The following is a 24,168-nucleotide window of genomic DNA, read 5'->3' as shown; positions in this document are numbered from 1 at the left end:
CATGACGTCCTGCGGGAAGGGAGCCCCTCATGTTCCGTCGGCGCTCACGTACTTCACACCTCACCGGCGATGCCGGCCATCCTCAGGATCCCGGCCGCGACGACGGCCGGGCGGACCGCACGGACCGCACGGGCCGCCCCGCACGCTCCGGCCGGACCGGACGCGGAGCGTCCGCCTTCGCGCGTTCCCTGGCCGGGGTGAGCGCGGTCGCCGTCATCGGCGCCGGCCTGGCCGTGTCCGGCAGCGGCTCGGCCGGAGCGGTCGCCGCGGAGCTGGTGGCCAACTCCGGCTTCGAGAACCAACTGTCCGACTGGACCTGCTCCGGCGGCTCCGGCGCGGTCGTGGCGGACCCGGTCCACGCGGGATCCGGCGCGCTCAAGGCCACGCCGACGGGCTCCGACAGCGCTCGGTGCAGCCAGACCGTGAGCGTACGGCCCAACTCCTCGTACACGCTGAGCGCCTGGGTCCAAGGCAGTTACGTCTATTTGGGCGCCACCGGTAGCGGCGTCACCGGAGCCCAGTCGACCTGGACGGCGAGCAGCCCGTCGTACGGTCGACTCGGCGTCGGGTTCAGCACCGGCGCCCACACCACCTCGGTGACCGTTTACCTGCACGGCTGGTACGGGCAGCCCGCGTACTACGCGGACGACGTCTCGCTCGACGGCCCGGGCGGCAGCACACCGACCCCGACCACGCCGACGACCCCGCCGCCCACCACTCCGCCGCCGACGACTCAGCCCCCGACCACCCCGCCCCCGACCACCCCACCGCCCGGGGAGACCTGCCCCACGAAGCCCAGGCCGGCCGGCAAGGTCCTGCAGGGGTACTGGGAGAACTGGGACGGAGCCTCGAACGGCGTCCATCCCGGGATGGGCTGGATCTCCCTCACGGACAGCCGGATCTCCGCGCACGGCTACAACGTGCTCAACACGGCCTTCCCCGTGATCCTCTCGGACGGCACCGTCCTGTGGCAGGACGGCATGGACACCGGGGTCAAGGTCGCCACCCCCGCGGAGATGTGCCGGGCCAAGGCGGCCGGGCAGACGATCCTGATGTCGATCGGAGGCGCCACCGCCGGGATCGACCTGAGTTCCAGCACCGTTGCCGACCGGTTCGTGGCGACGGTCGTCCCGATCCTGAAGAAGTACAACTTCGACGGCATCGACATCGACATCGAGACCGGCCTCACCGGCAGCGGCAACATCAACACCCTGTCCGCCTCCCAGGCCAACCTGATCCGCATCATCGACGGAGTGCTGGCCCAGATGCCGGCGGGGTTCGGTCTCACGATGGCTCCCGAGACCGCGTACGTCACCGGGGGCAGCGTCACCTACGGGTCGATCTGGGGCTCCTACCTGCCGATCATCAAGAAGTACGCGGACAACGGCCGGCTGTGGTGGCTCAACGTGCAGTACTACAACGGCAGCATGTACGGCTGCTCCGGCGACTCCTACCAGGCCGGCACGGTGCAGGGCTTCACCGCGCAGACCACGTGCCTCAACAACGGTCTGACCATCCAGGGGACCACCATCAAGGTCCCCTACGACAAGCAGGTGCCCGGCCTGCCCGCCCAGCCCGGTGCGGGTGGCGGCCACATGACCCCGAACCTGGTCGCCCAGTCGTGGAACGCCTTCGGTGGTTCGTTGAAGGGGCTCATGACCTGGTCGGTCAACTGGGACGGTTCCAAGGGCTGGACCTTCGGTGACAACGTGAAGGCGCTCCAAGGGCGTTGATCGCACACCCGCTCCGATGACCGCGGTCGTGGCGGCCTCCGGCAGGAGGGCCGCCACGACCCGCATCGAGTCACTCGATGACGCTCCGCCCGCGGCGGTCGGGGTGTCGCGGCCGGCGTGTCGTCCGGGGACATGATCGGATCGGTTCTCCGCGGTCGGGTGCGGCCGGCCTCACCGCGGGCAGGGTGGGAGCCGAAAGGAGGCCTCATGATCTCGGCACTCAACCGGCTCGTCGATCTCGTGGAGGAGCACCTCGACGAGGAGCCCGACGTCCAAGGGTTGGCGACGGCGTGCGGTACGACCCAGTACCACCTGCGCCGGATGTTCTCGTCGTTGGCCGGCATGCCGCTGTCGGAGTACGTGCGCCGACGGCGCATGACCGTCGCCGCCGCCGACGTGGTGCGGGGCGACGCGGATCTGTTGAGCATCGCGGTCCGGCACGGGTACGGCTCCGGTGAGGCGTTCGGGAGGGCGTTCCGGGCGGTGCACGGCGCCGGCCCGAGCGACGTGCGCCGCGATGGAGGCCCCTTGCGCACACAACCACGGCTCAGGTTCCGCCTGACCGTCGAAGGGAGCATCCCCATGGACACCCGCCTCATCAACCGGCCCGCGTTCCGCCTGGTCGGACACGCCGCTCGGGTACCGCTCATCCACCAGGGCGTCAACCCGCACATCCAGCAGCACATCACCTCCTTGCCACAGGAGGCCCACGTACGCCTGAAGGCCCTCGGCGACACCGAACCGGCCGGCCTGCTGCAGGTCAGCGACGACGTCGATCCCGACGGCATCGAGGGCAGCGAACTGACCTACCTGCACGGCGTCGCCCTCGGCCGGGACACACCGACCCCGGACGACCTCGACTCCATCGAGGTGCCGGACGGGACGTGGGCGGTGTTCCGCACCAGCGGTCCCCACCCGCAGGCCCTGCAGACGACCTGGGCGGCGACCGCGACCGACTGGTTCCCCTCCAATCCGTGGCGACTGCGGCGGGGGCCCTCGATCGTCGCCGTCCTGGAGCGCGCGGACGACTTCACCACCGCCACCTGCGAGCTGTGGCTGCCCGTCGAACCGGCGTGACGCGATCCCTCGCACACGGTCGAGCACTTCACGGGGCGGATCCGCCCGCGCGAGCGCCCGGTAGCGGTGCCGCGGCTCCCGGTGCCCGGCGTGCACGGCGGCCCGGTCACGTCGTTCGCGGACCGCTGCCACGGATTGGCGGGCCCCCGACGCGGGCATTCTGGGGCCGGGGGGCCGTACCGACGGTGGATGCGGGGTGTGGGCTGTGGAGCAGCGGGTGGAGGTCCGGCCGGACGAGGCCGGTGTCCGGGTGATCATGTGCGCGGGCGAGTTCGACCAGGACACCATCGGCCCTCTCCGCGCGGCCGCCGACGCCGCACTGGCCGACCCGGCGGTGCGCAGGATCGCCCTGGACGTCACCGGCGTGGAGTTCGCGGACTCAACCTTCTTGAACCTGCTGCTACGCCTGCGCCGTACGGGGCGTCTGGTCCTGATCGGACCGACTCCGCACCGCCTGAACCGCGTCTTCGACCTGACCCAGGCAGGCGACCTCTTCCAGGTGGTCGCGCATGCGCAGGACGCGTACCAGCTCTAGACGCAGGGCGGAGAAGGCGACGAAGGCGGAGAGTTCGGAGGGGAGGCGGCGGGCAGGAGAGGGCGCGTGCGTGCGTCGGAGCCCGCGGTTCCCGATGCTCCCGTGGCGCGGTCGGATCATTCTTCGTTGAGCCAGCCGCAGACGTAGTACTGCTGGTTGGAGTCCCGCTCGATGATCCATTGGTTGAGGACATCGCCCGCCGGCTCCCCGGTCACGGCGTCGCGCCGGGTGAGCTTCGCCTCCACGCTGAGCTCGTTCATGTGCGGGGGGACCTCGTACGGCTGGAGTTCCCAGCGGTCCACGAAATGGCCGTTGAGGACGAATCCGAGCAGGCTCGCGCGCAGTCGGGGGCAGGTGCCCTGGCGCAGGGAAGTCATGTCGTGGTTGGCCAGGCCGTTCATGTAGAGCGCGAAGACGCGCTCGACGGCCCGACGGTCGAGGGGGACGTGCGTGGGAGTGGGTGTCGGAGTGGGGCTGGGTGTGGGAGTGGGGCTGGGGAGGGGGATCGGTGGGACGGGTGTGGTGGGAGGGGGAGAGGAGGGAGACGGGGACGGCGTGGGGGACGGGGAGGCGTGAGCGGGCGCCCCGTAATCGGTCGCGCCGCTTCGACCGGCATCGTCGTCGGAAGAGCCGGAATCCGGCAACCACCACGGAATCGCCAGCACCGCGGCCACGACGACCCCCACCAGACGGACCAGGAAGTACCCCCACCGCCGTGCCGGCCGCCCGGTATCCGACACCAAGGGGGTCAGCCTTTGCGATGCGGGGCGGGCGTCCGGCAGCGCGCCCAGCCGCAGCGTGGACGCGGCCGTCCCGGCGGGCGCCGGCCGGGAACTGCCCGCTCCGTCCGCCGGTCCGCCGAGCAGGTCGTACGCCTCGTCGGCGGTGAGGCGCCGCGCCGGGTCCTTGCGGAGGAGGCCCGTGAGCACGCGGGTCAGTTCCCCGGCGCGGACGGCGGCGGCCGGCTCCTCGGTGGCGACGGCGACGAAGACCGCCCAGGAACCGGCGCCACCGAACGGAGGGTGCCCCTCCACGGCGGTGAACAGCGTCGCGCCCAGCGACCACAGATCCGATGCGGCGGTCGCCGGGAAGCCGCGCACCTGCTCGGGGGACATGTAGGCCGGGGTCCCCATGACCGCCCCGGACCGGGTCAGACCGGCCTCGCCCTCGACCGCGGCGATCCCGAAGTCGGTCAGCACCACCCGGTCGCCTTCGAGCAGCACGTTGGCGGGCTTGATGTCCCGGTGGGTGACACCCGTGGCGTGCACGGCTCGTAACGCGTCCAGGACCTGCCGGCCGATCCTGGCGACCCGGGCCGGCGGAAGCGGGCCGTCCTCCTTGACCAGATCGTCCAGGGACCGGCCGTGGACGAGTTCCATCACGATCCACGGACGGCCGTCGTCGCCGGCTATCCGGTCGTGGACGGTGATGACCCCCGGGTGTTTCAGCCGGGCGGCCGCGCGCGCCTCGCGGTCCAGGCGGTCGATCCAGGCCTTGCGCTGGGAGGCGTCGAGGTCGTCGGGGAGCCGGAGCTCCTTGAGGGCGACCTCCCGGTCGAGTTGCTCGTCATGGGCCCGCCATACGGTCCCCATGCCACCCTGGCCGAGCAGTTCGGCCAACCGGTACCGGCCGGCCAGCAGTCGTCCGCGATCGTCAGTCACGCCCGGAAACCTAGCCCAACGCGCCTGATCGCGAGGACGCGCCCCCGGCCCGACTGCCGTGCCACCGCGCCGGTTTCAGCCTGCCCGCGACCCCGTTCCGTACGCCCGGGACGGTGGGGGACGACTGCGCCGCGGCCCTGTCGCCGGTCCGTGGAACGACCCCGCCTCCGTACGGGACGACCGTACGGAGGCGGGGAGCGGGCGGTGGTGCGGGGTGATCAGGTGCCGAGCGGGGCGCCGCGCCACTGCTGGTTGGTGTGGGCCGGGGCACAGTCCCAGATGCCGAGGCGGGTGCCGTTGCCGGTGGCCCAGCCCAGCGCGTCCAGACACTTGCCGGAGTGGACGCTGCGCAGCAGGCCGTCCGGCAGGAGTTCCCACTTCTGGTTCAGGCCCTGGTGGCAGGTGTTGAGCCCGATGTGGGAACCGTTCTCCGTCTTGGCGTACTGGACGTCCATGCAGCGGCCGAGGGCGCGCACGGTGCCGTCGCTCTCCAGCCGCCAGGCCTGGGCATCGGTGCCGTTGCACTGGTACAGCTGGATCGCGGCGCCGTCCTTGAGGCTGCCGCCCTTGACGTCGACGCACTTGCCGGAGTGCACGCCGGTGATCTGACCGGAGCCCGGGGGCGGCGGCACGCTGCAGTAGATCTCGACGAGCACCTGGTAGTAGCCGTTGCCGCCGATCGGGTTGGCGGCCGGACCGGCCGAGCGGGCGCAACGGGCGGTCTGGTAGCCCTCGTTCACGGCGGCGCCGTAAGCGCTGTTCCATGCGGCGTCGACGGCGATGTTGTACGGGCCGTAGCCGGTGCCGAGGAAGTACTTGGGGGCGGTGGGCGCCAGTGCGGCCGCGGTGGCGGCGGTGCGCGCCGCGGCGACGGCGGTCCCGCTCGCGGTGCTGCTCGCCGCGGCGGGCGCGGCGAGCAGGGTGGTCGCGGCGAGGAGGGCGGTGGCCGTGGTCGACAGCCATCGAACCAGCTTCACTCCGGGCTCCTTTTCGGTTACGTGGTGACGGTGCGGGAACATGCGCCGCCGGGGCCCCGCGCGGTCGTTTCGAACCCTAGCCGCGAGCCGCTCCCGCGCAGTCTCACGCAGGTATCAACTCCGGCCACAGTTCGGCTGGTTGACCGCTGACCCGGGAGAACACCGGATGGGTATCGTCCGGGAACCGTGAAGATCCCCCCGGGCCTCGACGCCCTGTCCGCCTCCCTCGCCGCGCATCCCGTGGTCAACCTCTGCGGCCCCCTCGGCAGCGGGAAGAGCGCACTGGCCCGGCGGCTGCCCGTGGCCGCCGCCGTCGATCTGTGCGGGCTGCCGGCCCCGGTCGCCGCGGAGCGGGTACGGGCACTGCTCGCCCGGGCCGCGCCGGAGGGCGGGGTGCTGCTGATCGACAGCGTGGACGGCCCGGGCCAGGCCGAGGCCGTGGCAGCGGTGCTGGGGAAGTCCCGCCCGCCGGGGTCTCCGGGAGACTCGGGCGAGGGGCCGGGGCGGCCGTGCCGCCCGTCGGAACCGCCGACGGTCCTGGTGGTCAGCCGGCGGCCGTTGCGCGGGCTGCCCGGCTGGGCGGACCGGCGCGCGCCCTCCCTCGTACCGCTGCGGCCCTGGCCGGACGCGGACGTCGAGGACCTCGTCCGGGAGGCCGGCCTGGAGGACGAGGAGGCCGTGGCGCTCGCGGTGCGGCTCGCGGGCGGTCACCCCCTGCCGGCCGCCCTGGTCAGCGGGGAGCTCCTCGCCGGAACCCCCACCGACGCGCCCGGCGCCCTCGCCGACGCGGTGGTCGAGGAGGTGCTCGGACGCCTCGACCGCGAGCGACCCCGCGCCGGCGGCCGAGGCCGGCACGCGCTGCGTTTGCTGGCCACCGTGGGCGCCGGTGACGAACGGTTGCTCACGGCGGGGCCGGAGGTGTTCTCCGCGCTGGCGGCGCTGAGCCTGGTCCGGCGGGGGCCGCTCGGGCTGGCGGTGCGCGAACCGTACCGGTCGCTGTTCGAGCTGGCCTACGCCTGGCGCCGGCCGCAGGCCCACCGGGACGTCCGGACCCGGGCGGCCGGCTACCGACAGGCACTGCTCACCGAACGCCGGGACCCGCGCGAGCAGGCACAGATCGTCGAACAGGGCCTCTTCCTCTCCGGCGAACCCACCCTGCGGCAGTCGCTGTTCCCGCCGGTCGAGGACGGTGCGCGGATCCGGCCCGCCCGCTCCGGCGACGCCGATGACATCGGACGGCTGATGCACCGCTGGGCGGTCCGCAACGGCTTCGACCCGAGGCGTTCGGAGCGGGTCACGGAGGGCTGGCTGGCATCCGCCCCGACCGCGTTCCACCTGGCCCGGGACCGGGACGGGGAGCCCGTGGCGCTGGCCGCCCTGGTACCCGTCGGCCCGGACACCGTCGACCGCATCGAACCGCTGCTCCAGCAACACGCGCCGGACCTCCTCGTACCCCGGCCGGCGGCCGGAGCGGAGCGCGACGCCCATGGCCCCGGCGGCGGTTCGGGCGGCGCGGGCGGGCTGTTCCTGGGGGCGGCGTACGGGTCGGACGCGGGCGCGCACGCGCAGATGCTGCGCCACATCCTGGTGCGGGCGACCCTCGCCGGCCACCTCCTGGTCTCCACGGCGAGCCCGGAGTACCAGAGCCTGCTGCACGCGCTGAGTTTCCGCCGGCACGGCGGCATCCGGGACGACGTCTACCGGTGCGGGCGCCGCCCGGAGGTCTACAGCCAGGAGTTCACCGCCGCCGGCCTCGCCGGGTGGATCCGCCGCCTCGGCCCCGGTCCCGCCGCCGCAGGGACCGTACCGCCACCCGGGGCGGGGCTCGCGGCCCTGCCGGGCCAGGACCTGCCGACCCTGATCGGACGGGCCCTGGCCCGGCTCCGGGTCCCGGGCGGCCTCGCCGGGAACCCCCTGCTGGCCCTGCCCGAGCTCTCCTCGCCGCCCCGGCTGCGGGCCTGGCTGACCGACCGCGTGGCCGCCCTCGCCGCGTCCTCGATCGACGCGGACGGGGAGGCGGGCGCCATCCTCGCCGCGTACTACCTGGGCCGGTCCCGCACCCACCACCAGATCGCCCGGGGGCTGCACCTCAGCCGCGCCACCTACTTCCGCCGGCTCCGCCGCGGCCTGACCCTGCTCGCCGCCCAACTCCCACCCGGTCCGAGCCCCCACGCGGCCGGGGCCGGCGGCTGAACCTCCGTGCATCCGTGCCGAGTTCGCCGGGACCCGAGCTCACAGCAACCGCCTGACCAGGCGCAGCCCGCGGCGGGTGAACGGTGGCTGTGCCAGGCGGAGGGGGTGTCCACCACGAGGGACTTGTGCACGACGGGTTTGAGGTGGGAGAAGGCCCGCCAGGAGTGCACGCCGTGTCCCCCGCCGAATCGAGCGGGACGATCACGCGCGCCGCCGGATGCTGACCCTGGCTCTCGACGGCCTCGCCGCGGCCCGGACCGCAGTCGCCACCGTGGTCCTCACCCCCGGTTGCCGTCGGCCCCCGGACCGGCCGACCCGCACGGCGGGAGCCGGCCCCGTATCCGCGCCCGTGCTCCGGCCGAACCGCGTACCCTCCGTCATTGGAACCCGGCGGAGTCGCCCGTACGAAACGGGCGTTCGTACGCTCACCATGACGGTGGTCGTTGTGCGACCCCGCGGCTCCGAGCCCATAGTCTGGGGCGATCATGAGGGTGGAGACGGGCCCGGTACTGGGAGGACAGCGGTGGACACGGCGCGAGAAGTGGAGACCGCGAGCGTCGCCGACCTGGTCAGGGCGCTGTCGGAGGGTCAGAGCGGCGCGCTGTGGCGACTGCGGGATCCGGCCCGGCAGATGGACGCGAACCTGGTCCGCCACCTCCCCGGCGCCGGGGGAGAGGCATCCACCGAGGACGAGGTCGACGTCATGCTCGTCGTCGTCGCGGGCGACGGCGTCCTCACCCTGAACGACGGGACGATCCAGTTGCTCCCGGGACGTCTCGCCCTCCTGCCCCGCGGCACGCCCCGCGCCCTGCTGGCCGGCCCCAAGGGGCTGGTCGTCCTCACCACCCACCGCAGACGCAGCGGGATGACCATCGGACAGCCCGTTCCCGCCGCGCCACCGCACCAGTGCGCGCTACACCTGGTCTGCGAGCGGTGCCACCGCCACGCCATAGAGGTGGACGCCCGCTACTGCAGCGGATGCGGCACACGACTGCCGCAGCGTCGGCCGGGGAACTGACCCGCGTCCCAGCGGGGAACCGGCCCGCGTCCCAGGCGTGGCCGACTCGCGAACCGGTCGGGGTGCCCGAGGGCGGGGCCCCTTTCGTGACTCGGCCCGTCGACGGGTGTCGAGAACGACCCACCGGCTCCGTCCTCGGTATACCGGTGGCTCGGTATAACCGGTGGCCTCGCAGGGCACTCGCAGCGCAGAGGGAGAACCGCCATGACGCTTCAGCGGATGGACAACATCGGCATCGTCGTCGAAGACCTGGACGCCGCCGTCGCCTTCTTCACCGAACTGGGCATGGAGGTTGAGGGCCGGGCGCGGATCGAGGGCCTCTTCGCGGATCAGGCCGTCGGGCTCGACGGAGTCCGCAGCGACATCGCGATGATGCGCACCCCCGACGGCCACGGCAAGCTGGAACTCGCGCAGTACCACACCCCTGCAGCGATCGACGACGGATCGCGCACCCGCCCGCCGAACACCCTGGGCGCGCACCGGGTCATGTTCGCCGTCGACGACCTCGACGACACCCTCGCCCGCCTGCGGGCGCACGGCGCCGAGCTGATCGGCGAGGTGGCACGGTACGAGGACGTCTACCGCCTCTGCTACCTCCGCGGCCCCTCGGGGATCGTCATCGCCCTGGCCGAACGGATCGGCTGACGGTTCGCCGGGGCTGATCCGGAAGCAGTCCGACCCTCTCGTTCGAGCGCCCCGCCGCGCCGCCGGTAGGCTCCCCGGATTCTTCTTTTCGTCCTCTTGACGATATGGCGGCGCCTCGTTATCGTCTCATTGACGAAATCGAGGGGGTCCACCATGGCCGACATCACCAGGCGCTTCGGCTGGCGCCATCTGCGCTCCGCGCCCACCGCGCACATCCGCCACCACAAGCGCGGCCGACTCGTCCACGACGGACGCGGGCTCAGCTTCTGGTACCGGTCGCTGTCGGCGGCGCTCTCCGAAGTGCCGGTCGACGACCGGGAGCTGGCCATGGCGTTCCATGCCCGTACGTCCGACTTTCAGGACGTCGCCGTGCAGGCCACCGTCACCTACCGGATCAGCGACCCGGCCGAGGCCGCGGAACGCATCGACTTCTCCGTCGATCCGGACACCGGAAGCTGGCGCGGGGCGCCGTTGGAACAGATCGCCACGCTCCTCACGGAGACCGCGCAACAGCACACCCTGGACGTACTGGCCCGGACCGCGCTGGCCGTCGCCCTCGTGGACGGCGTCGCCTCCGTACGGGAGCGGGTCGCCGCCGGTCTCGCCGCCGAGCCCCGGCTCCCCGACACCGGCATCGACGTGGTGGCCGTACGGGTCGTGGCGATCCGCCCCGAGGCGGAGGTGGAGCGCGCCCTGCGCACCCCCGCCCGCGAGCAGATCCAGCAGGAGGCGGACCGGGCCACCTACGAACGGCGGGCCGTCGCCGTCGAACGCGAGCGCGCCATCGCCGAGAACGAGCTGGCCAGCCAGATCGAACTGGCCCGACGCGAGGAACAGCTGGTCGAGCAACGCGGCATCAACACCCGCCGCGCGGCCGAGGAGAACGCGGCCGCGGACGGCGTGAGGACGGAGGCCGAAGCGGCCCGCAAGGTACGCCTCGCCCGCGCGGAGGCCGAAGCGGCCCGCGAGACGGGCGCGGCGCGGGCCGAAGCCCAGACGGCCTGGCTCCGCGTGCACGACGAAGCCGCCCCGGCCACACTGCACGCCCTGGCGGCGACCCGACTGGCGGAGAACCTGCCGCGCATCGAGAGCCTCACGCTGTCCCCGGACGTCCTCACCGGGCTCCTCACCAGGCTCGGACGCCCGGAAGGCGGCACGGGAGCGTGAGCCTGGCCCCGCGGGCGGTGCTCGTGCACCGCAGGACCGAGTACGAGGAGCTGCTCGCCCGACACGGGACGCACGGGCAGGCCGCGTTCTTCCTCTCCAGCCGGGGCCGGACCATCGACGAGGTGGTCCGCCGCCACGACCGCACGCGGCAGGCGCTGCGGGAGGTGGCGGCTGCGGTGCCGCTCACCTGGCGCAACTCGCGGGTGGAGCGGGCCGACCTGGACCGCTTCCTGTTCGCCCCGGAGGACGTGGTGGTCGTGGTCGGCCAGGACGGCCTGGTCGCCAACACCGCGAAGTACCTGCGCGGGCAGCCGGTGGTGGGCATCGACAGCGATCCCGGGCGCAACCCAGGAGTCCTGGTCCGTCACCGCTGGACCGACGCGGGAGCCCTGCTGCGGGCGGCGACCACGGCCGGGAGCCGGACCGAGGAGCTGACCATGGTCGAAGCCGTCGCGGACGACACCCAGCGCCTCCTCGCGCTGAACGAGATCTACCTGGGCTCCTCCGGCCACCAGACGACGCGCTACCGTCTCGGCGCCGACGCCGAGGAGGGCCCGGGCGAGGCCCAGGCCTCCTCCGGGGTGCTGGTGGGGACCGGCACGGGCGCCACGGGCTGGTTGCGCTCCCTGTGGCTGGAGCGCGGCGCGCACGCGGGCCTCCCCGCACCCTGCGACCGGCGGCTCCTGTGGTTCGTACGCGAGGCCTGGCCCTCACCCACGACCGGAACGACGAAGGTCGCCGGCGAGTTGGAGCCGGGTCAGGGGCTGCGGTTGACCGTGGAGTCGGACCGGATCGTGGTCTTCGGCGACGGGATGGAGAGCGACGCCCTGCAGTTGACCTGGGGCCAGAGCATCCGCCTGGGCATCGCGGACACGTCACTGCACCTGGTGACGTGAGCCCCTTCGCCCGACGGCCTGTCGCGACTCGGGGGCCGAGGTGCTCCCGGCCGGCGCCGCCCCCGGATCGAGGCCGTGCCGCCTCGGCCTTCGGGCGAGGGACGGTGACGGCTCCGGGAGCGTCGGGACCCGCTGAAAGTGCCGTCCGTCGACAGCGCCGCTGCCGCGGAGATCACCCGATCAGCTCGTGCGGGTCAACGGTTGCCCGGCGAAGCCCACCCCGGCCAGCCCCTGGGCGATGAGGTTGCGAATGTTGCTGTGATCGGTGCCGTTCGGCGTGGCCAGCACACCGCGGTAGTGCTCACCGAAGGCCAGCAGCGCCTCCTCGTCGGTCAGCCCTTCCAGCAGGGCCAGGCCCAGCGTCTTGCAGGATCCCTCGTTCTCACCCGCGGCGTTGTCCAGCCCACCGTTGCGGAACGCCTGCGGCTGATACGCGTAGTGCGCGGCGACGAAGGCCAAGGTGTCGGCGAACTCGTGCTCACCCGAGGCAAGGCTCGCACGCAGCGAGTTCAGATCAGTCATGTCGGCTCCCCTGGCTTGAACGGACGATCCGATCGCCGTCCGTAACCGGACGACACTATCCCCCGTGGAAACTCCGCACGAAACCGACCTCCGAGGCACCGTCGTGCTCCGAGACCGCGCGCCCCTCCTCACCGGTGATTCCCGCGAACGTCCCGCCGAAGGCCCGGATCAGCTCGATCCGGTGGGGTTTCCGGAAGCGCCCGAGAACGGTGACCGCCACGGGCTCAGGCCCATCCGGCCCGTGGTCCCGAGGTCCACCGCGTGCTCCAGTTCCAGCGTCAACCGGGGTGCGCCCGGCTTCGGAACGACCTCCAGGACCCAGCCCTCGGCGGCCGGCCCGCCGCCGGACGTCACCAGGTTGCGCCAGAGCAGCCCCGTGGAGGCCGCCTGTCCGGGCCGCAGCACCACCTTCGGCGGCGCCGGCTCGGGGTCGTCACCGCCCGTCGCCATGACCCCGTTGCTCCCCGGCGCCACCGACACCTCGACCGGTCGCCGCTCCCGGTCCAGTAGCCGCACCTCCGGATAGCCCTCCAGCTCGTAGACGCCCGAACCGCAGTTCAGGAGCTGTACGTCGGCCACGCGCACCCCCATGGCGGCGTTCCCCTCGCCTTCCATGAGGCGCACCCCGCCCTCGGGGCAGGGGACCGGTTCCGCGGACGGGTACGCCTCCCCGAGCGCCTCGAAGGTCGCACCGCACCCCGACACCAGCCCCGCCAGAGCCAACGCCCCCACCATCAAGCCGACTTGCCTCGCCCACCCCTGTTGCCCCATCCGGCGACCCTACGTCGCTCGGCGTTGATTCGCGCGCCCTGCCCCGACCACGGGCTGGGGACACCGCCAAGGCCGACCGCCTGTCCAACCCCGCGCCGCCGGCACGGCCCGAGGCCGCTCCGGGAGGCAGGGCGACGAGCCCGTAGTCGGCCCTGAGGAGAGCTGTCACTTGCGCCAGAACAGGTGGTGCGTCACCCCGCTGGAGCTGGGAACGACATCGAGGTGGAACCGGTCGAGCAGCTCATCGGGGGACTCCCAGAGCCGCACTCCGGACCCGAATTCCACCGGTGAGACCGCCACGTGCAAGGCGTCGACGAGGTCCGCGTCGAGAAACTGCCGGATGGTGGTGGCCCCGCCGCCGAGTCGGACGTCCTTGCCCCGCGCCGCCTGCCGCGCCATCTCGAGGACCGTGACCGGGTCGTCGTCGACGAAGTGGAACGTGGTGTCGGAGAGCGTGAACGAGGGGCGCTCGTGATGGGTCATGACGAACACCGGGGTGCGGAAAGGGGGCTCGTCACCCCACCAGCCCTGCCATTCATGGTCCTGCCAGGGCCCGCGCTGGGGCCCGAACTTGTTCCGGCCCATGATCTCGGCGCCGATGTCGCGCGCGTAGTCCCGCGTGAGGTAGTCGTCCAGGCCACGGCTCCCGCCGGGGGCGGTGCGCATGGGCCAGCTCGCCGTGGCACCGGCCCAGGCGAACAGCCTTCCCGGATCGACATGACCGAACGGCCTCTCGAAGGTCTGGTCGTCCCCGGCACCGATGCCGTCACGCGAGACGTTGAAGTTCTGGACTCTCACCAGCTGAGCCATGCGTTCCTCCTGTGAGGGGGCGACGACGCTCGATTGAGCTGCCGGCCGGCCGGCGGACGGTGCGATGACGTCATCCCGTGGGAACATTCTGGCCCCCGTACCACCGCTCCGCGATGATCCCCGGTGCGCGCGCCACCGGCTCCCGCCCCCGTGCGACCGACGGAACCGCCCGCTGCCCCCCCGCCCGTAGGGGCCGCGAACGCGCCGAGGAGACGACGGTTCGGCCCGGACCCGGCCGCTGTGCCTATGGTTCCCGCATGCGGGGCGCCCTTGTCTTCACCGCCCGGCGGTGCCGGTTCGCCGCCGCAGCCTGCCTCATCGGCGTCGGAGCCGGGGCGTGCGGCGCCCTGCTGCTCCTGATCCTGCGCACCGTGCAACACCTGGCGTTCGGGTACGCGCAGGGGCCCTTCCTGGAAGGCGTCGAGGCGGCGTCGGCATGGCGGCGCGTGGTCGTCACGGCGTCGGCCGGCGTGGTGGCAGGCGCGGGGTGGTGGCTGCTCCAGCGGTACGGACGTCCCCGCGTGGAGATCCGGCAGGCCCTGCGGATGGAGCGGCCGCGGATGCCCGCCCTGACCACGGCCGTCCACGCGCTGCTCCAAGTGGTCACGGTCGGTCTGGGCTCACCCCTCGGGAGGGAGGTCGCGCCCCGTGAGGCGGCCGCGCTCCTGGCGACCGGTGTCACCCGCCGGGCCGGCCTCAGCCCGTCGCAGAGCCGGGTCCTCGTGGCGTGCGCGGCGGGGGCGGGCCTCGCGGCGGTGTACGACGTCCCGCTGGGAGGCGCCCTCTTCACGCTGGAGGTGCTCCTGGGCAGCTGGGCGATCGGCGCCGTGGCGCCGGCCGTGCTCACAGCCGCGCTGGCGACCCTGATCGTGCGCGTCGCGGTACCGGACGGGCAGGCCTACCAGCTGCCGGAACTGCCCTTCAGCGGCTCGCTGCTGCTGTGGGCGGTGCTGGCAGGACCGCTGGTGGGGGCGTGCGCGTACGGATTCTCCCGGCTGACGGCGGCGTCGAGCGCCCGGGCCCCGCGCGGCAGCGCCCTGCTGGTCACCGCCCCCGCCGCCTTCCTGTGCCTGGGGCTCCTCGCGGTGCCGTTCCCGCAACTGCTCGGGAACGGCAAGGGCCCCGCCGAGGTCGCCTTCACCGCCGAGCCCTCCCTCGCCCTGGCGGCCGTACTCCTGGTCCTGCGTACGGTGGTCGTCGCGCTGTGCCTGCGCGGAGGTGCGTACGGTGGCCTGCTGACGCCGTCGTTCGCCAACGGCGCGCTGCTCGGGATCGTGGCGGGCAGGCTCTGGGAGCTGCTCTGGCCGGGTACCGTCCTCGGTGCCTACGCCGTCGTCGCGGCGGGGGCCTTCCTGGCGGTGTCCCAGCGGATGCCCATCACGGCGATCGTGCTCGCGCTCGAATTCACCGGAGCACCCCGGGAAGCGGTCCTGCCCCTGCTGTTCGCGGTCGCGGGCGCCTCGGGGACGGCGGCGTTGCTGCGCCGTCACTGGGCCCGCCCCCGCCGCGCACGGGGTACGGGGCGGGGGTAGCCGGCGGGGTGGGCGGGTGCCCGCGCGGCCTACGCTTCGTCGCCCTTGTCGTTCCAGCGGGGGTCTTCCCGCCATTCCTTGTTGCGGTCGTCCACGGTCCGCAGGGCCGAGGAGGCCTGCTCGCGGGTGGCGTAGGGGCCGAGTCGATCCGGCCCGGGCCCGTTCACGACGCTGCGGGAGACCGTGTCGAAGTACCACTCGCCGGATTCGGGCTCACTGTTGCTGTTCATGCTGATCATGCTGCTCCGGATCGGCACGTCCAAACACAGGTCCGAAGGCGGTCCGGACGCTGCGGCTCTCCGCCGTCCCGCTCAACGCCGTTCCGCCGGGTGGGACGGGCGGCGCATCTCACTGCGGCCCTGGTCGATGAGCCGTCGTCCCGCCGTGCGGAGTCGGGGGTCCATCAGTGCCTTGCCGTCGGCTTCCTGCTTCATGCCGCGCAGTACCTTGACTCCGCTGCTGAGCTTGCCCATCGAGTCCTCCTTCGGAACGGACGCGTGCACCGGCCCTTCCCGGCACGCGGTGTGCCGTGCGCAAACCAGCACGTAGACGTTATTGCCTGCACAAACCAGACAAAACTCATATCGGATGAACGATGTGTGCTCGCGGTCGGCGGGTCGGCCACATCGTCGGCCACATCACCGACCCAGGGCGTGCGGGGCCCGCATTGCTGGGTAGGCCGTGTGCAGCACGTGGCGCGGCACCGGGCACCCGGACATCGCCCGGAAGATCATGAAGTCATGCGGAACCGTCGGGAGTCCGCCCAAGATCACAGGAGCTGACGGATGTCGAACGACCGAGCGGGACAGCCGGCGAGTGGCGTGGACCTCATCGACGTGTCCCGTGTGGTGACCGCCTACTACGCCCTGCACCCGGACCCCGCCGATCCGGCCCAGCGCGTCAGTTTCGGGACGTCCGGACACCGGGGTTCGTCCCTCGACACGGCGTTCAACGAGGACCACATCGCCGCGACGAGCCAGGCCATCTGCGAGTACCGGGACCGGCACGGCGTGGACGGACCGCTGTTCCTCGGCGCCGATACGCACGCGCTGTCCGAACCAGCCCGGGTCACCGCCATCGAGGTGTTCGCCGCCAACGACGTGAACGTCGTCATCGACACCTCCGACGGCTACACCCCCACCCCCGCCGTCTCCCACGCCATCCTCACCCACAACCGCGGTCGTACCGGCGCCCTGGCCGACGGCGTCGTCGTCACGCCTTCGCACAATCCGCCCGGCGACGGCGGGTTCAAGTACAACCCGCCCCACGGGGGGCCCGCCGGGTCCGAGGCGACCGGCTGGATCCAGGACCGGGCCAACGAGATCATCACCGGCGGCCTGAAGGACGTACGGAGAATCCCGTACGCACGAGCCCTCGCGGCCCCCACCACCGGGAGGTACGACTTCCTCGGCGCCTACGTCGCCGACCTGCCCTCCGTACTCGACCTGGACGCCGTCCGGGCGGCGGGCGTGCGCATCGGCGCCGACCCGCTGGGAGGCGCCTCCGTTGCCTACTGGGGGCGCATCGCCGAGGAACACCGCCTCGACCTGACCGTCATCAACCCGGAGACCGACCCCACCTGGCGGTTCATGACGCTGGACTGGGACGGGAAGATCCGGATGGACTGCTCCTCCCCGTACGCGATGGCCTCACTGATCGAGGCGAAGGACCGCTTCGACCTCACGACCGGCAACGACGCGGACGCCGACCGGCACGGCATCGTCACACCGGACGGCGGCCTGATGAACCCCAACCACTACCTCGCCACCGCGATCGACTACCTCTACCGCCACCGCGAGGGATGGCCGCGGGCCGCGGCCATCGGCAAGACGCTCGTGTCGTCACGGATGATCGACCGGGTGGCCGCCGACCTCGGCCGCGAACTGGTCGAAGTTCCCGTCGGGTTCAAATGGTTCGTGGACGGTCTGGCCGACGGCGCCCTCGGCTTCGGCGGCGAGGAGTCCGCGGGCGCGTCGTTCCTGCGCCGGGACGGCTCGGTGTGGACGACCGACAAGGACGGCATCCTCCTCGCCCTGCTCGCCTCGGAGATCCTCGCGGTGACGCAGCAGAGCCCCTCGGAGCGGTACGCGGCGCTCACCGCGAGGTTCGGCGCGCCCGCGTACGCGCGGATCGACGCACCGGCCACGCGGGAGGAGAAGGCGGTGCTCGCCCGGCTCTCCCCGGACCAGGTCACCGCGGACACCCTGGCCGGTGACCCGGTCACCGGAGTCCTGACGAACGCCCCGGGCAACGGAGCCCCCTTCGGTGGCCTCAAGGTGAGCACGGAACGGGCCTGGTTCGCCGCCCGGCCCTCGGGTACCGAGGACGTGTACAAGATCTACGCGGAATCCTTCGACGGTCCCGAGCACCTCGCCGAGGTCCAGCAGGCGGCCCGGTCCGTCGTGTCGGCGGCCCTCTCGTCCTGACCGTCGGCAACCGCCCGGGCGGCCGGGAGCACCGTGCCGGGCCGCCCGGTGGCGTTGTCAGTGCCGGGCCGCATGATGACCTTCATGACCGAAAACAGTGCCCTGCTCTCTCCTGCCGCCTACGTGGAGGCCGTGACCACCGCCCTGGCGGCCTCGGCCGCGTACTACGGCGACGGCACCACCCCGCTCGGCGACGACGAGTACGACGGGCTGCTGCGCGCCATCACGGCGTACGAGGAGGCCCACCCGGACCAGGCCCTGGCCGAGTCACCGACCGGGAAGGTCGCGGGCGGGGCGGTGCAAGGTGACGTACCGCATTCGGTGCCGATGCTCTCCCTCGACAACGTCTTCGACGCCGACGAGCTCGCCGAGTGGGCCGCAGGTCTGGAACGGCGCCTCGGGCACCCCGTGGCCGGATGGTGCGTGGAGCCGAAGCTCGACGGCCTCGCGGTGGCCGCCCGGTACCGGGGTGGTCGGCTCGTCCAGGTCCTCACCCGCGGTGACGGGCTGGCCGGCGAGGACATCACCCACGCCGCCGACGCCGTCCTGGGTCTGCCGCGGGTGCTGACCAAGCCGATCGACGTCGAGCTGCGCGGCGAGGTGCTGCTGACGACCGCGCAGTTCGAGGAGGCCAACCGGATCCGGCTCGCCCATGAGGCCACACCCTTCGCGCACCCGCGCAGCGGAGCGGCCGGCACCCTGCGGGCCAAGGACCGCGCCTACCGGATCGAATTGACCTTCTTCGCGTACGGCGCGATCGGTCTGGACGACCTCGGCCACGTCGCTCTTTTGGACACCCTGGCCGCGCTCGGCGCGAACACGGCCGCGGCCACGGCCGCCGCGCCGATCCGGTGCGAGACCGTGGAACAGGTGCAGGAACGCATCGACGTGATCGCCGGCCTGCGCGGGGACCTGCCGTTCGGGATCGACGGTGTCGTCGTCAAGGCCGACACGGCCGAGGACCAGCGGCAGGCCGGCAACGGCTCGCGCGCCCCCAGATGGGCCGTGGCCCGGAAACTGGCGGCCGAACACAAGGTGACGCGCCTGCTGGCGGTGGAGTGGAACGTGGGCCGGACCGGGATCATCGCCCCGCGCGCCGCCCTGGAACCCGTGGTCATCGACGGGGTGACGGTCACCTACGCCACGCTGCACAACCCGTCCGACATCACCCGTCGCGGCCTCATGATCGGCGACCAGGTGTTCGTGTACCGGGCCGGCGAGGTGATCCCCCGGGTCGAGGCACCGCTGGTCGACCAGCGCACCGGGGCCGAGAGTCCCATCGCCTTCCCCGAGTCGTGCCCGCGCTGCGGCGACGCGATCGACAGCTCCGAGCAGCGGTGGCGCTGCGTGCGTGGGCGAAGCTGCCAGGCCGTGGCCTCGGTGATCTACGCGGCCGGCCGGGACCAGCTCGACATCGAAGGTCTCGGCGGCACGCGCGCGATCCAGCTGGTGGAGGCCGGCCTGGTCAAGGACATCGCCGACCTGTTCACGCTGACACGCGAGCAGCTCCTCGGTCTGGAGCGGATGGGGGAGACCAGCGCCACCAACCTCCTGGCGGCGATCGAGACCGCCCGCGGGGCCTCGCTGAACCGCGTGTTCTGCGCCCTCGGGGTCCGTGGCACCGGGCGTACGATGTCCCGCCGCATCGCCGCGCACTTCGGCTCGATGGTGGCGATCCGAGCCGCCGACGCGGACACCCTGGCCGGGGTCGCCGGCATCGGTACCGAGAAGGCCCGCGTCGTCGCGGCCGAACTCCTCGAACTCGCCCCGCTCCTCGACAGGCTCCAGGCCCAGCGGGTCGGCACGCAGGTCACCGAGCCGCAGATGGCCGCGCCCGACGCGGGCGACGGCGACGAGGACGCGGCCGGCGGCCCGCTGGCAGGGCAGGCCGTCGTGGTGACCGGCTCCATGACCGGGCCCCTCGCGCTGTTGTCCCGGAACGAGATGAACGAGCTGATCGAGCGGGCCGGCGGAAAGGCGTCGTCGTCGGTGTCCAAGCGCACCACCCTCCTGGTGGCGGGCGAGAAGGCCGGCTCCAAGCGCGCCAAGGCCGAAGAGCTGGGCATCCGCATCCTCGGCCCCGAGGAATTCGCCGACCTCGTCGCCGACCTCCTTCCCGTCGGCTAGTGCGCACTGGTCGGCGGCTCCCGGCAGTCCCGGGCGTCGGCGCGTCGCAAGGGTGAAGCGCGCGCGGTCGGGATCGGGGACGCCCGGGCTCGAAGACCCGACGAAACCGGTTGCCGTCGCGGCGATGAGTCCGCCGTCGCCCGCAGGTCTACCTTCCGTACGGGACGACCAACGCACCGGGAGCACGCCATGGGCCTCATCCACATCGAAATGTTCGCCACGCTCGACCTCGTCGGCCAAGCACCCGGCGGCCCCGACGAGGACCCGGACGGTTTCCCGTTCGGCGGTTGGCAGGCGCCCCTGCTCGACGAGGTCGCCGGAGCGCAGGTCGGGGCCGCGTACGAGGGCACGGACGCGCTCCTGCTCGGCCGTCGGACGTACGACATCTTCGCGGGCTTCTGGCCGCATCAGAAGGGCGGCGAGGACAGCGAGATCGCCACCCTCTTCAACAGCGTTCCGAAGTACGTGGCCTCCCGCGGCCGGCCCGACCTCTCGTGGGCGGGATCCTCGCAGCTCGGTCCGGACCTGTCCGCAGCGGTGCGCGAGATCCGGGACCGGCACGAGCACATCAAGGTCGTCGGCAGCCTCGACCTGGTCCAGACCCTCCTGCGCGAGCAGCTCTTCGACCGTCTCGACCTGTGGATCCACCCGATCGTGCTCGGCGTCGGGAAGAAGGTCTTCGACCAGGGCGCTGTGCCCACGAACCTCACCCTCCTGGAGCCGCCCGCGACCGGCCCCAAGGGCGTCGTGTACCTGCGCTACGGACTGACCGACGGCACGCCCGCCACGGGGGACATGAGCGCACCCGATCGAGGTCTCGGTCGCGACGCCTGAGGCCGTTCTCAGGCGTTCAGCCGCCAGATGGCCGCGTTCAGCGCCGCGGCGTAGGCCACCCACACCAGGTACGGGAGCAGCAGGAACGCCGCCGTACGACTCGCTCGGCGGAAGAGCGCCACCGTCACCGCGATGGCGACGAGCAGCAGGACGATGTCCAGCAGGGCGAGCCCGTACCGGCCGGCGCCGAAGAACAGCGGGGTCCACAGCAGGTTGAGCAGCAGTTGGACGGACCACCGGACGAGCGCCGGGCGCACCCCTTCCCGTCCCTGATGTCGTCCCCGTCCCCGTACCCGCGCACCGTTCGGGCGCGGGGACGGGGACGACGCGCTCCGGACCACCAGCCAGGCGGCGATCGCGATCATGGCGTAGAGGACGGTCCAGACGGGGCCGAAGAGCCAGGCGGGGGGAGCCCACCCCGGACGCTCCAGTGACCGGTAAACGGAGCCGGCGTCGGAGGAGGCCATGGCGCCAACGAACGCGACGGCGTAGGTCACGACGAGGAACCCGACGAGCCACCACCCACTGCCGGCCCGGCGTCGCGAGACGTCACCACGCGGTCCCGCCACTTCCGACCTCACCTTCTGCCGATCCGACCCGCTGCGGACGCCCGGTTCGCGCCCGAACGACGTTGTACTCCGAACCGGGGCGGCGGCCGGTCCCGACACGGCGCACGGCCCCCCTCCTGGTTTCCCGGCGGGGGGTCGCCTCCTGATCGTCAGGAAGGGCGGGCGCGAAAGGAGTTGCCCGCCGACGCCCACCGCCTCGTTCCAAAGGTCGATTGTCAGTGCCGGCTGAGAGGATTGGAGTACCAAGTCGGGAAGAGCGGGGGAGCACCTTCATGTCCGGAACCCAGAATTACATCAATCACGTCGCCCTTGTGTTGGACGCCAGTTCATCGATGTCGCACCTGAGCGGCAAAGTCGTGGAAGTCGCCGACCGACAGATTTCCTATCTGGCTCGGCGTTCGCAGGAATTGGACCAGGAAACCCGTGTCACGGTGTACGTCTTCGCCAACGAGGTGAAGTGCGTCATCTACGACAAGGACGTGCTGCGCATGCCGTCCCTGAAGCAGCTCTACCGGGTCGGAGGGATGACGGCGCTGCTGGCGGCCACCCTCACTTCGCAACGGGAACTGGCCCAGACCGCCCAGCTCTACGGCGACCACAGCTTCCTGACGTTCGTCCTGACGGATGGCCAGGAGAACGCGAGCCACCGCTGCCCGGGATCGTCCGGCAGGGACCCGCGTGCGCTGGTCCGGGCCGTGTCCACGATGGTGGAGACGCAGGCGGACAACTGGACGCTCGCCGTCCTGGTGCCCGATCAGATGGGCAAGCGTGAGGCCATGCAGTGCGGATTCCCGAAGGACAACATCGCCGTCTGGGACGCCACGAGCACGCAAGGGCTGGAAGAGGCGGGGCACGTGATCCAGGAGGCCACCGAAAAATTCATGGTGGGCCGTACGAAGGGGATACGTGGATCGCGTGCGGTCTTCTCCGCCGGGGGTGACGCCGTCAACAAGAAGGCCATAGAAGCTGCCGGACTGACCCCGGTGGACCCGTCGGAGTATCAGCTGATACCCGTCGCCCGGGAAACGGCGATCCGGGAATGGGTGACGGAAAGCGGACACTCCTACCGGACCGGTTGCGCGTTCTACCAGCTGAGCAAGTCGGAGAAGATCCAGGCGCGCAAGCAGATCGCCGTGCTGGAAAAGAAGACGGACCGGGTGTACACGGGCCCGCAGGCCCGATCCATGCTCGGACTGCCGGACTCGGAGGTCCGCGTCAAGCCGGACCACAACGACGACTTCACCATCTTCGTGCAGAGCACCAGCGTGAACCGGAAGCTCGTGCCGCAGACGCGGCTGCTGGTCATGGTCTGACGTCACCTGCACCGCGGCGCCACCGCCGACTCGCTCGACCGGGACCCACAGCTGGGACGCGGTCCGCGCCCGATCTCCACGGGCCGCGTCCGCAAGGCTCCGGGCCGGGCCGGCTCACGTACGGGTTCGAGGAGAACCACTGGGTGAACACGTCCCGCCCGCGGCGGCACCCTGGTCCGGTTCTCACTCGACCGCACGGAGCAACCTCCGGCCCACGGAGGGCGATCCGTGCGTGGTCGGGGCTCCGCTTCATGAATTCCGCACGGTCGCTCGCGCAGGATGCGAACACCTCATCGCATCTCGCACTGGAGAACGTGTGCCGAAGCACTCCGCAACCCCCTTCCTGCGCCGCAAGTCGACGGCCGCCGGCGCGGCCGGCGTCGTCCTGGCCGTCGGAGCGGGTCTGACCCTCGCGCAGGCCGCCGCGGGACAGACCGCCGCCCCCCGGCTGCCGGCCGCCAACGCGGCCTTCGACTACCAGATCGGGGGCGCGTACACGCCCCCCAGGGGAGTGAAGGTCGTTTCCCGCGACCGGTCCGCCCGGCCGGCGATCGGCCTCTACAACATCTGTTACGTCAACGCCTTCCAGACCCAGCCCGACGCCCTCGGCTGGTGGCAGAAGAACCACCCCGACCTGGTGCTGCGGGACTCCGCCAAGCGTCCGGTCCTCGACGAGGACTGGGGCGAGGCGCTCCTCGACACCTCCTCGGCCGACAAGCGCACCCGACTCGCCAAGGTCGTCGGTGAGTGGATCAAGGGCTGTGCGCGCACCGGCTTCCAGGCGGTGGAGCCCGACAACCTGGACTCCTTCTCCCGCTCCGGGAACCGCCTGACCCCGTCGCACAACGTCGCCTTCGCCAAGCTCCTCGCCGACCGCGCGCACGCCGAGGGCCTGGCCATCGGCCAGAAGAACACCGCCGAGATGCTCTCCGACCGGACGAAGATCGGCTTCGACTTCGCGGTCGCCGAGCAATGCGGCCAGTACAACGAGTGCGGGGACTTCGCGAAGGCCTACGCCAACCGCGTCTTCGTCATCGAGTACGAGAACGCCGGCTACGACCGGGCCTGCTCCGCCTGGGGATCGAAGCTCGCGATCGTCCAGCGTGACCTCCACGTCTCCGCCGCCGGCGAGCGGGGCTACCGCTACCGCGCCTGCTGAACCGCGGGGCACCCACCCCTCTGGGGCCCCGCCCACCGTCACCGGAACCCGGGAGCCGACCGCCGGAGGTACGGTCCGGCACTCCGGTTCCGGTGACGGTCCCGGCGCGGCCCGCCGGCCGCGGACGACTACGAGGGGGGAATGCGACCCTCCGCTGAAGCAACCCCGTGGGCCCTCCCGGCATCCTCAACCACGTCCACTCA

The 24,168-nt window shown here is 72.2% G+C and carries 22 protein-coding genes and 1 pseudogene; 14 read left to right on the top strand and 9 right to left on the bottom strand.

Translation table 11 applies throughout. The features are described from left to right. The first annotated feature begins 29 nt into the window (after positions 1 to 29). From ACZ4XJ_RS00570 to ACZ4XJ_RS00560, 3 genes are all read left to right on the top strand, one after another. Positions 30 to 1,733: a carbohydrate binding domain-containing protein gene (locus ACZ4XJ_RS00570; RefSeq protein ID WP_468494783.1), complete on the top strand. Its 1,704-nt coding sequence runs from the start codon at positions 30 to 32 to the stop codon at positions 1,731 to 1,733. 207 nt (positions 1,734 to 1,940) lie between these two features. Further along, positions 1,941 to 2,810, top strand: a complete 870-nt coding sequence (locus ACZ4XJ_RS00565; protein WP_362881321.1) for an AraC family transcriptional regulator — start codon at positions 1,941 to 1,943, stop codon at positions 2,808 to 2,810. Between the two features lie 205 nt (positions 2,811 to 3,015). After that, entirely contained in the window at positions 3,016 to 3,345 is a 330-nt protein-coding gene (locus ACZ4XJ_RS00560; protein ID WP_362881319.1) for an STAS domain-containing protein, read from the top strand. 116 nt (positions 3,346 to 3,461) lie between these two features. Here the strand turns inward: ACZ4XJ_RS00560 and ACZ4XJ_RS00555 are convergent, their stop codons facing one another. Together ACZ4XJ_RS00555 and ACZ4XJ_RS00550 are read right to left on the bottom strand one after the other, a co-directional pair. Then, positions 3,462 to 5,006 (bottom strand): serine/threonine-protein kinase, encoded by a 1,545-nt coding sequence (locus ACZ4XJ_RS00555; RefSeq protein ID WP_468494782.1) that lies wholly within the window; start codon positions 5,004 to 5,006, stop codon positions 3,462 to 3,464. Between the two features lie 218 nt (positions 5,007 to 5,224). After that, positions 5,225 to 5,983 carry a ricin-type beta-trefoil lectin domain protein gene (locus tag ACZ4XJ_RS00550; protein ID WP_468494781.1) on the bottom strand — a complete coding sequence of 253 codons (759 nt, stop codon included), beginning with the start codon at positions 5,981 to 5,983 and terminating at the stop codon, positions 5,225 to 5,227. Between the two features lie 186 nt (positions 5,984 to 6,169). Between ACZ4XJ_RS00550 and ACZ4XJ_RS00545 the strand changes: the two genes are divergently transcribed. The 5 genes from ACZ4XJ_RS00545 (at position 6,170) to ACZ4XJ_RS00525 (ending at position 11,902) form a co-directional block, all read left to right on the top strand. Next, positions 6,170 to 8,176 carry a hypothetical protein gene (locus ACZ4XJ_RS00545; protein WP_468494780.1) on the top strand — a complete coding sequence of 669 codons (2,007 nt, stop codon included), beginning with the start codon at positions 6,170 to 6,172 and terminating at the stop codon, positions 8,174 to 8,176. A gap of 523 nt (positions 8,177 to 8,699) precedes the next feature. Beyond that, the gene (locus tag ACZ4XJ_RS00540; protein WP_468494779.1) at positions 8,700 to 9,194 is read left to right on the top strand and encodes a hypothetical protein; all 495 of its coding nucleotides are present in this window, start codon (positions 8,700 to 8,702) and stop codon (positions 9,192 to 9,194) included. Between the two features lie 204 nt (positions 9,195 to 9,398). Beyond that, complete coding sequence (locus ACZ4XJ_RS00535) at positions 9,399 to 9,839, top strand: VOC family protein (RefSeq protein ID WP_362881309.1); 441 nt, start codon at positions 9,399 to 9,401, stop codon at positions 9,837 to 9,839. A gap of 153 nt (positions 9,840 to 9,992) precedes the next feature. Then, positions 9,993 to 11,006, top strand: coding sequence for an SPFH domain-containing protein (locus tag ACZ4XJ_RS00530; RefSeq protein WP_362881308.1), 1,014 nt, complete (start codon positions 9,993 to 9,995; stop codon positions 11,004 to 11,006). Next, the gene (locus tag ACZ4XJ_RS00525) at positions 11,003 to 11,902 is read left to right on the top strand and encodes a hypothetical protein (RefSeq protein WP_362881306.1); all 900 of its coding nucleotides are present in this window, start codon (positions 11,003 to 11,005) and stop codon (positions 11,900 to 11,902) included. The genes ACZ4XJ_RS00530 and ACZ4XJ_RS00525 overlap by 4 nt, the downstream gene beginning before the upstream one ends. A 180-nt stretch (positions 11,903 to 12,082) precedes the next feature. On the opposite strand, the gene ACZ4XJ_RS00520 is transcribed toward ACZ4XJ_RS00525, so the two are convergent. The 3 genes from ACZ4XJ_RS00520 to ACZ4XJ_RS00510 form a co-directional block, all read right to left on the bottom strand. Further along, entirely contained in the window at positions 12,083 to 12,424 is a 342-nt protein-coding gene (locus tag ACZ4XJ_RS00520) for a HopJ type III effector protein (RefSeq protein ID WP_468494778.1), read from the bottom strand. Positions 12,425 to 12,592: 168 nt separating this feature from the next. Then, complete coding sequence (locus tag ACZ4XJ_RS00515) at positions 12,593 to 13,195, bottom strand: DUF4232 domain-containing protein (protein WP_468494777.1); 603 nt, start codon at positions 13,193 to 13,195, stop codon at positions 12,593 to 12,595. A 165-nt stretch (positions 13,196 to 13,360) separates the two neighbouring features. After that, on the bottom strand, positions 13,361 to 14,005 hold the full coding sequence (locus ACZ4XJ_RS00510; protein WP_468494776.1) for a dihydrofolate reductase family protein: 645 nt from the start codon (positions 14,003 to 14,005) through the stop codon (positions 13,361 to 13,363). Between the two features lie 257 nt (positions 14,006 to 14,262). Here ACZ4XJ_RS00510 and ACZ4XJ_RS00505 point away from each other — a divergent pair, with 257 nt between their 5' ends. Continuing rightward, positions 14,263 to 15,537 carry a chloride channel protein gene (locus tag ACZ4XJ_RS00505; protein ID WP_468494775.1) on the top strand — a complete coding sequence of 425 codons (1,275 nt, stop codon included), beginning with the start codon at positions 14,263 to 14,265 and terminating at the stop codon, positions 15,535 to 15,537. Positions 15,538 to 15,566: 29 nt separating this feature from the next. Here the strand turns inward: ACZ4XJ_RS00505 and ACZ4XJ_RS00500 are convergent, their stop codons facing one another. Next, positions 15,567 to 15,767, bottom strand: a complete 201-nt coding sequence (locus ACZ4XJ_RS00500; protein ID WP_468494774.1) for a hypothetical protein — start codon at positions 15,765 to 15,767, stop codon at positions 15,567 to 15,569. 81 nt (positions 15,768 to 15,848) lie between these two features. After that, positions 15,849 to 16,010, bottom strand: a complete 162-nt coding sequence (locus tag ACZ4XJ_RS00495; protein WP_362881296.1) for a hypothetical protein — start codon at positions 16,008 to 16,010, stop codon at positions 15,849 to 15,851. 312 nt (positions 16,011 to 16,322) lie between these two features. Between ACZ4XJ_RS00495 and pgm the strand changes: the two genes are divergently transcribed. From pgm to ACZ4XJ_RS00480, 3 genes are all read left to right on the top strand, one after another. Then, entirely contained in the window at positions 16,323 to 17,963 is a 1,641-nt protein-coding gene (gene pgm / locus ACZ4XJ_RS00490; protein ID WP_468494773.1) for a phosphoglucomutase (alpha-D-glucose-1,6-bisphosphate-dependent), read from the top strand. A 75-nt stretch (positions 17,964 to 18,038) separates the two neighbouring features. Continuing rightward, a complete protein-coding gene (ligA, locus tag ACZ4XJ_RS00485; protein WP_468495428.1) occupies positions 18,039 to 20,090 on the top strand; it encodes an NAD-dependent DNA ligase LigA in 2,052 nt (683 codons plus the stop codon). A 189-nt stretch (positions 20,091 to 20,279) separates the two neighbouring features. Then, positions 20,280 to 20,924, top strand: coding sequence for a dihydrofolate reductase family protein (locus tag ACZ4XJ_RS00480; protein ID WP_362881292.1), 645 nt, complete (start codon positions 20,280 to 20,282; stop codon positions 20,922 to 20,924). A gap of 8 nt (positions 20,925 to 20,932) precedes the next feature. On the opposite strand, the gene ACZ4XJ_RS00475 is transcribed toward ACZ4XJ_RS00480, so the two are convergent. Then, positions 20,933 to 21,493, bottom strand: a complete 561-nt coding sequence (locus tag ACZ4XJ_RS00475; RefSeq protein ID WP_468494772.1) for a TspO/MBR family protein — start codon at positions 21,491 to 21,493, stop codon at positions 20,933 to 20,935. Between the two features lie 272 nt (positions 21,494 to 21,765). Between ACZ4XJ_RS00475 and ACZ4XJ_RS00470 the strand changes: the two genes are divergently transcribed. Further along, on the top strand, positions 21,766 to 22,806 hold the full coding sequence (locus tag ACZ4XJ_RS00470) for a vWA domain-containing protein (RefSeq protein ID WP_468494771.1): 1,041 nt from the start codon (positions 21,766 to 21,768) through the stop codon (positions 22,804 to 22,806). An 18-nt stretch (positions 22,807 to 22,824) separates the two neighbouring features. Here the strand turns inward: ACZ4XJ_RS00470 and ACZ4XJ_RS00465 are convergent. Next, a pseudogene (locus tag ACZ4XJ_RS00465) lies at positions 22,825 to 22,963 on the bottom strand (AraC family transcriptional regulator); the annotation flags it as partial. 159 nt (positions 22,964 to 23,122) lie between these two features. Here ACZ4XJ_RS00465 and ACZ4XJ_RS00460 point away from each other — a divergent pair. Continuing rightward, on the top strand, positions 23,123 to 23,965 hold the full coding sequence (locus ACZ4XJ_RS00460) for an endo alpha-1,4 polygalactosaminidase (protein ID WP_468494770.1): 843 nt from the start codon (positions 23,123 to 23,125) through the stop codon (positions 23,963 to 23,965). Positions 23,966 to 24,168 lie beyond the last annotated feature (203 nt).

Source organism: Streptomyces sp. NPDC029836, from assembly GCF_055574495.1.
Note: the sequence above shows the minus strand (reverse complement) of the source record. Positions and strands in the feature narration are given on the sequence as shown.

Coding starts and splice junctions, on each gene's coding strand:
- ACZ4XJ_RS00570 (WP_468494783.1), top strand. CDS start 30: ATGTTCCGTCGGCGCTCACGTACTTCACACCTCACCGGCGATGCCGGC.
- ACZ4XJ_RS00565 (WP_362881321.1), top strand. CDS start 1,941: ATGATCTCGGCACTCAACCGGCTCGTCGATCTCGTGGAGGAGCACCTC.
- ACZ4XJ_RS00535 (WP_362881309.1), top strand. CDS start 9,399: ATGACGCTTCAGCGGATGGACAACATCGGCATCGTCGTCGAAGACCTG.
- ACZ4XJ_RS00530 (WP_362881308.1), top strand. CDS start 9,993: ATGGCCGACATCACCAGGCGCTTCGGCTGGCGCCATCTGCGCTCCGCG.
- ACZ4XJ_RS00520 (WP_468494778.1), bottom strand. CDS start 12,424: ATGACTGATCTGAACTCGCTGCGTGCGAGCCTTGCCTCGGGTGAGCAC.
- ACZ4XJ_RS00515 (WP_468494777.1), bottom strand. CDS start 13,195: ATGGGGCAACAGGGGTGGGCGAGGCAAGTCGGCTTGATGGTGGGGGCG.
- ACZ4XJ_RS00510 (WP_468494776.1), bottom strand. CDS start 14,005: ATGGCTCAGCTGGTGAGAGTCCAGAACTTCAACGTCTCGCGTGACGGC.
- ACZ4XJ_RS00505 (WP_468494775.1), top strand. CDS start 14,263: ATGCGGGGCGCCCTTGTCTTCACCGCCCGGCGGTGCCGGTTCGCCGCC.
- ACZ4XJ_RS00500 (WP_468494774.1), bottom strand. CDS start 15,767: ATGAACAGCAACAGTGAGCCCGAATCCGGCGAGTGGTACTTCGACACG.
- ACZ4XJ_RS00495 (WP_362881296.1), bottom strand. CDS start 16,010: ATGGGCAAGCTCAGCAGCGGAGTCAAGGTACTGCGCGGCATGAAGCAG.
- pgm (WP_468494773.1), top strand. CDS start 16,323: ATGTCGAACGACCGAGCGGGACAGCCGGCGAGTGGCGTGGACCTCATC.
- ligA (WP_468495428.1), top strand. CDS start 18,039: ATGACCTTCATGACCGAAAACAGTGCCCTGCTCTCTCCTGCCGCCTAC.
- ACZ4XJ_RS00480 (WP_362881292.1), top strand. CDS start 20,280: ATGGGCCTCATCCACATCGAAATGTTCGCCACGCTCGACCTCGTCGGC.
- ACZ4XJ_RS00470 (WP_468494771.1), top strand. CDS start 21,766: ATGTCCGGAACCCAGAATTACATCAATCACGTCGCCCTTGTGTTGGAC.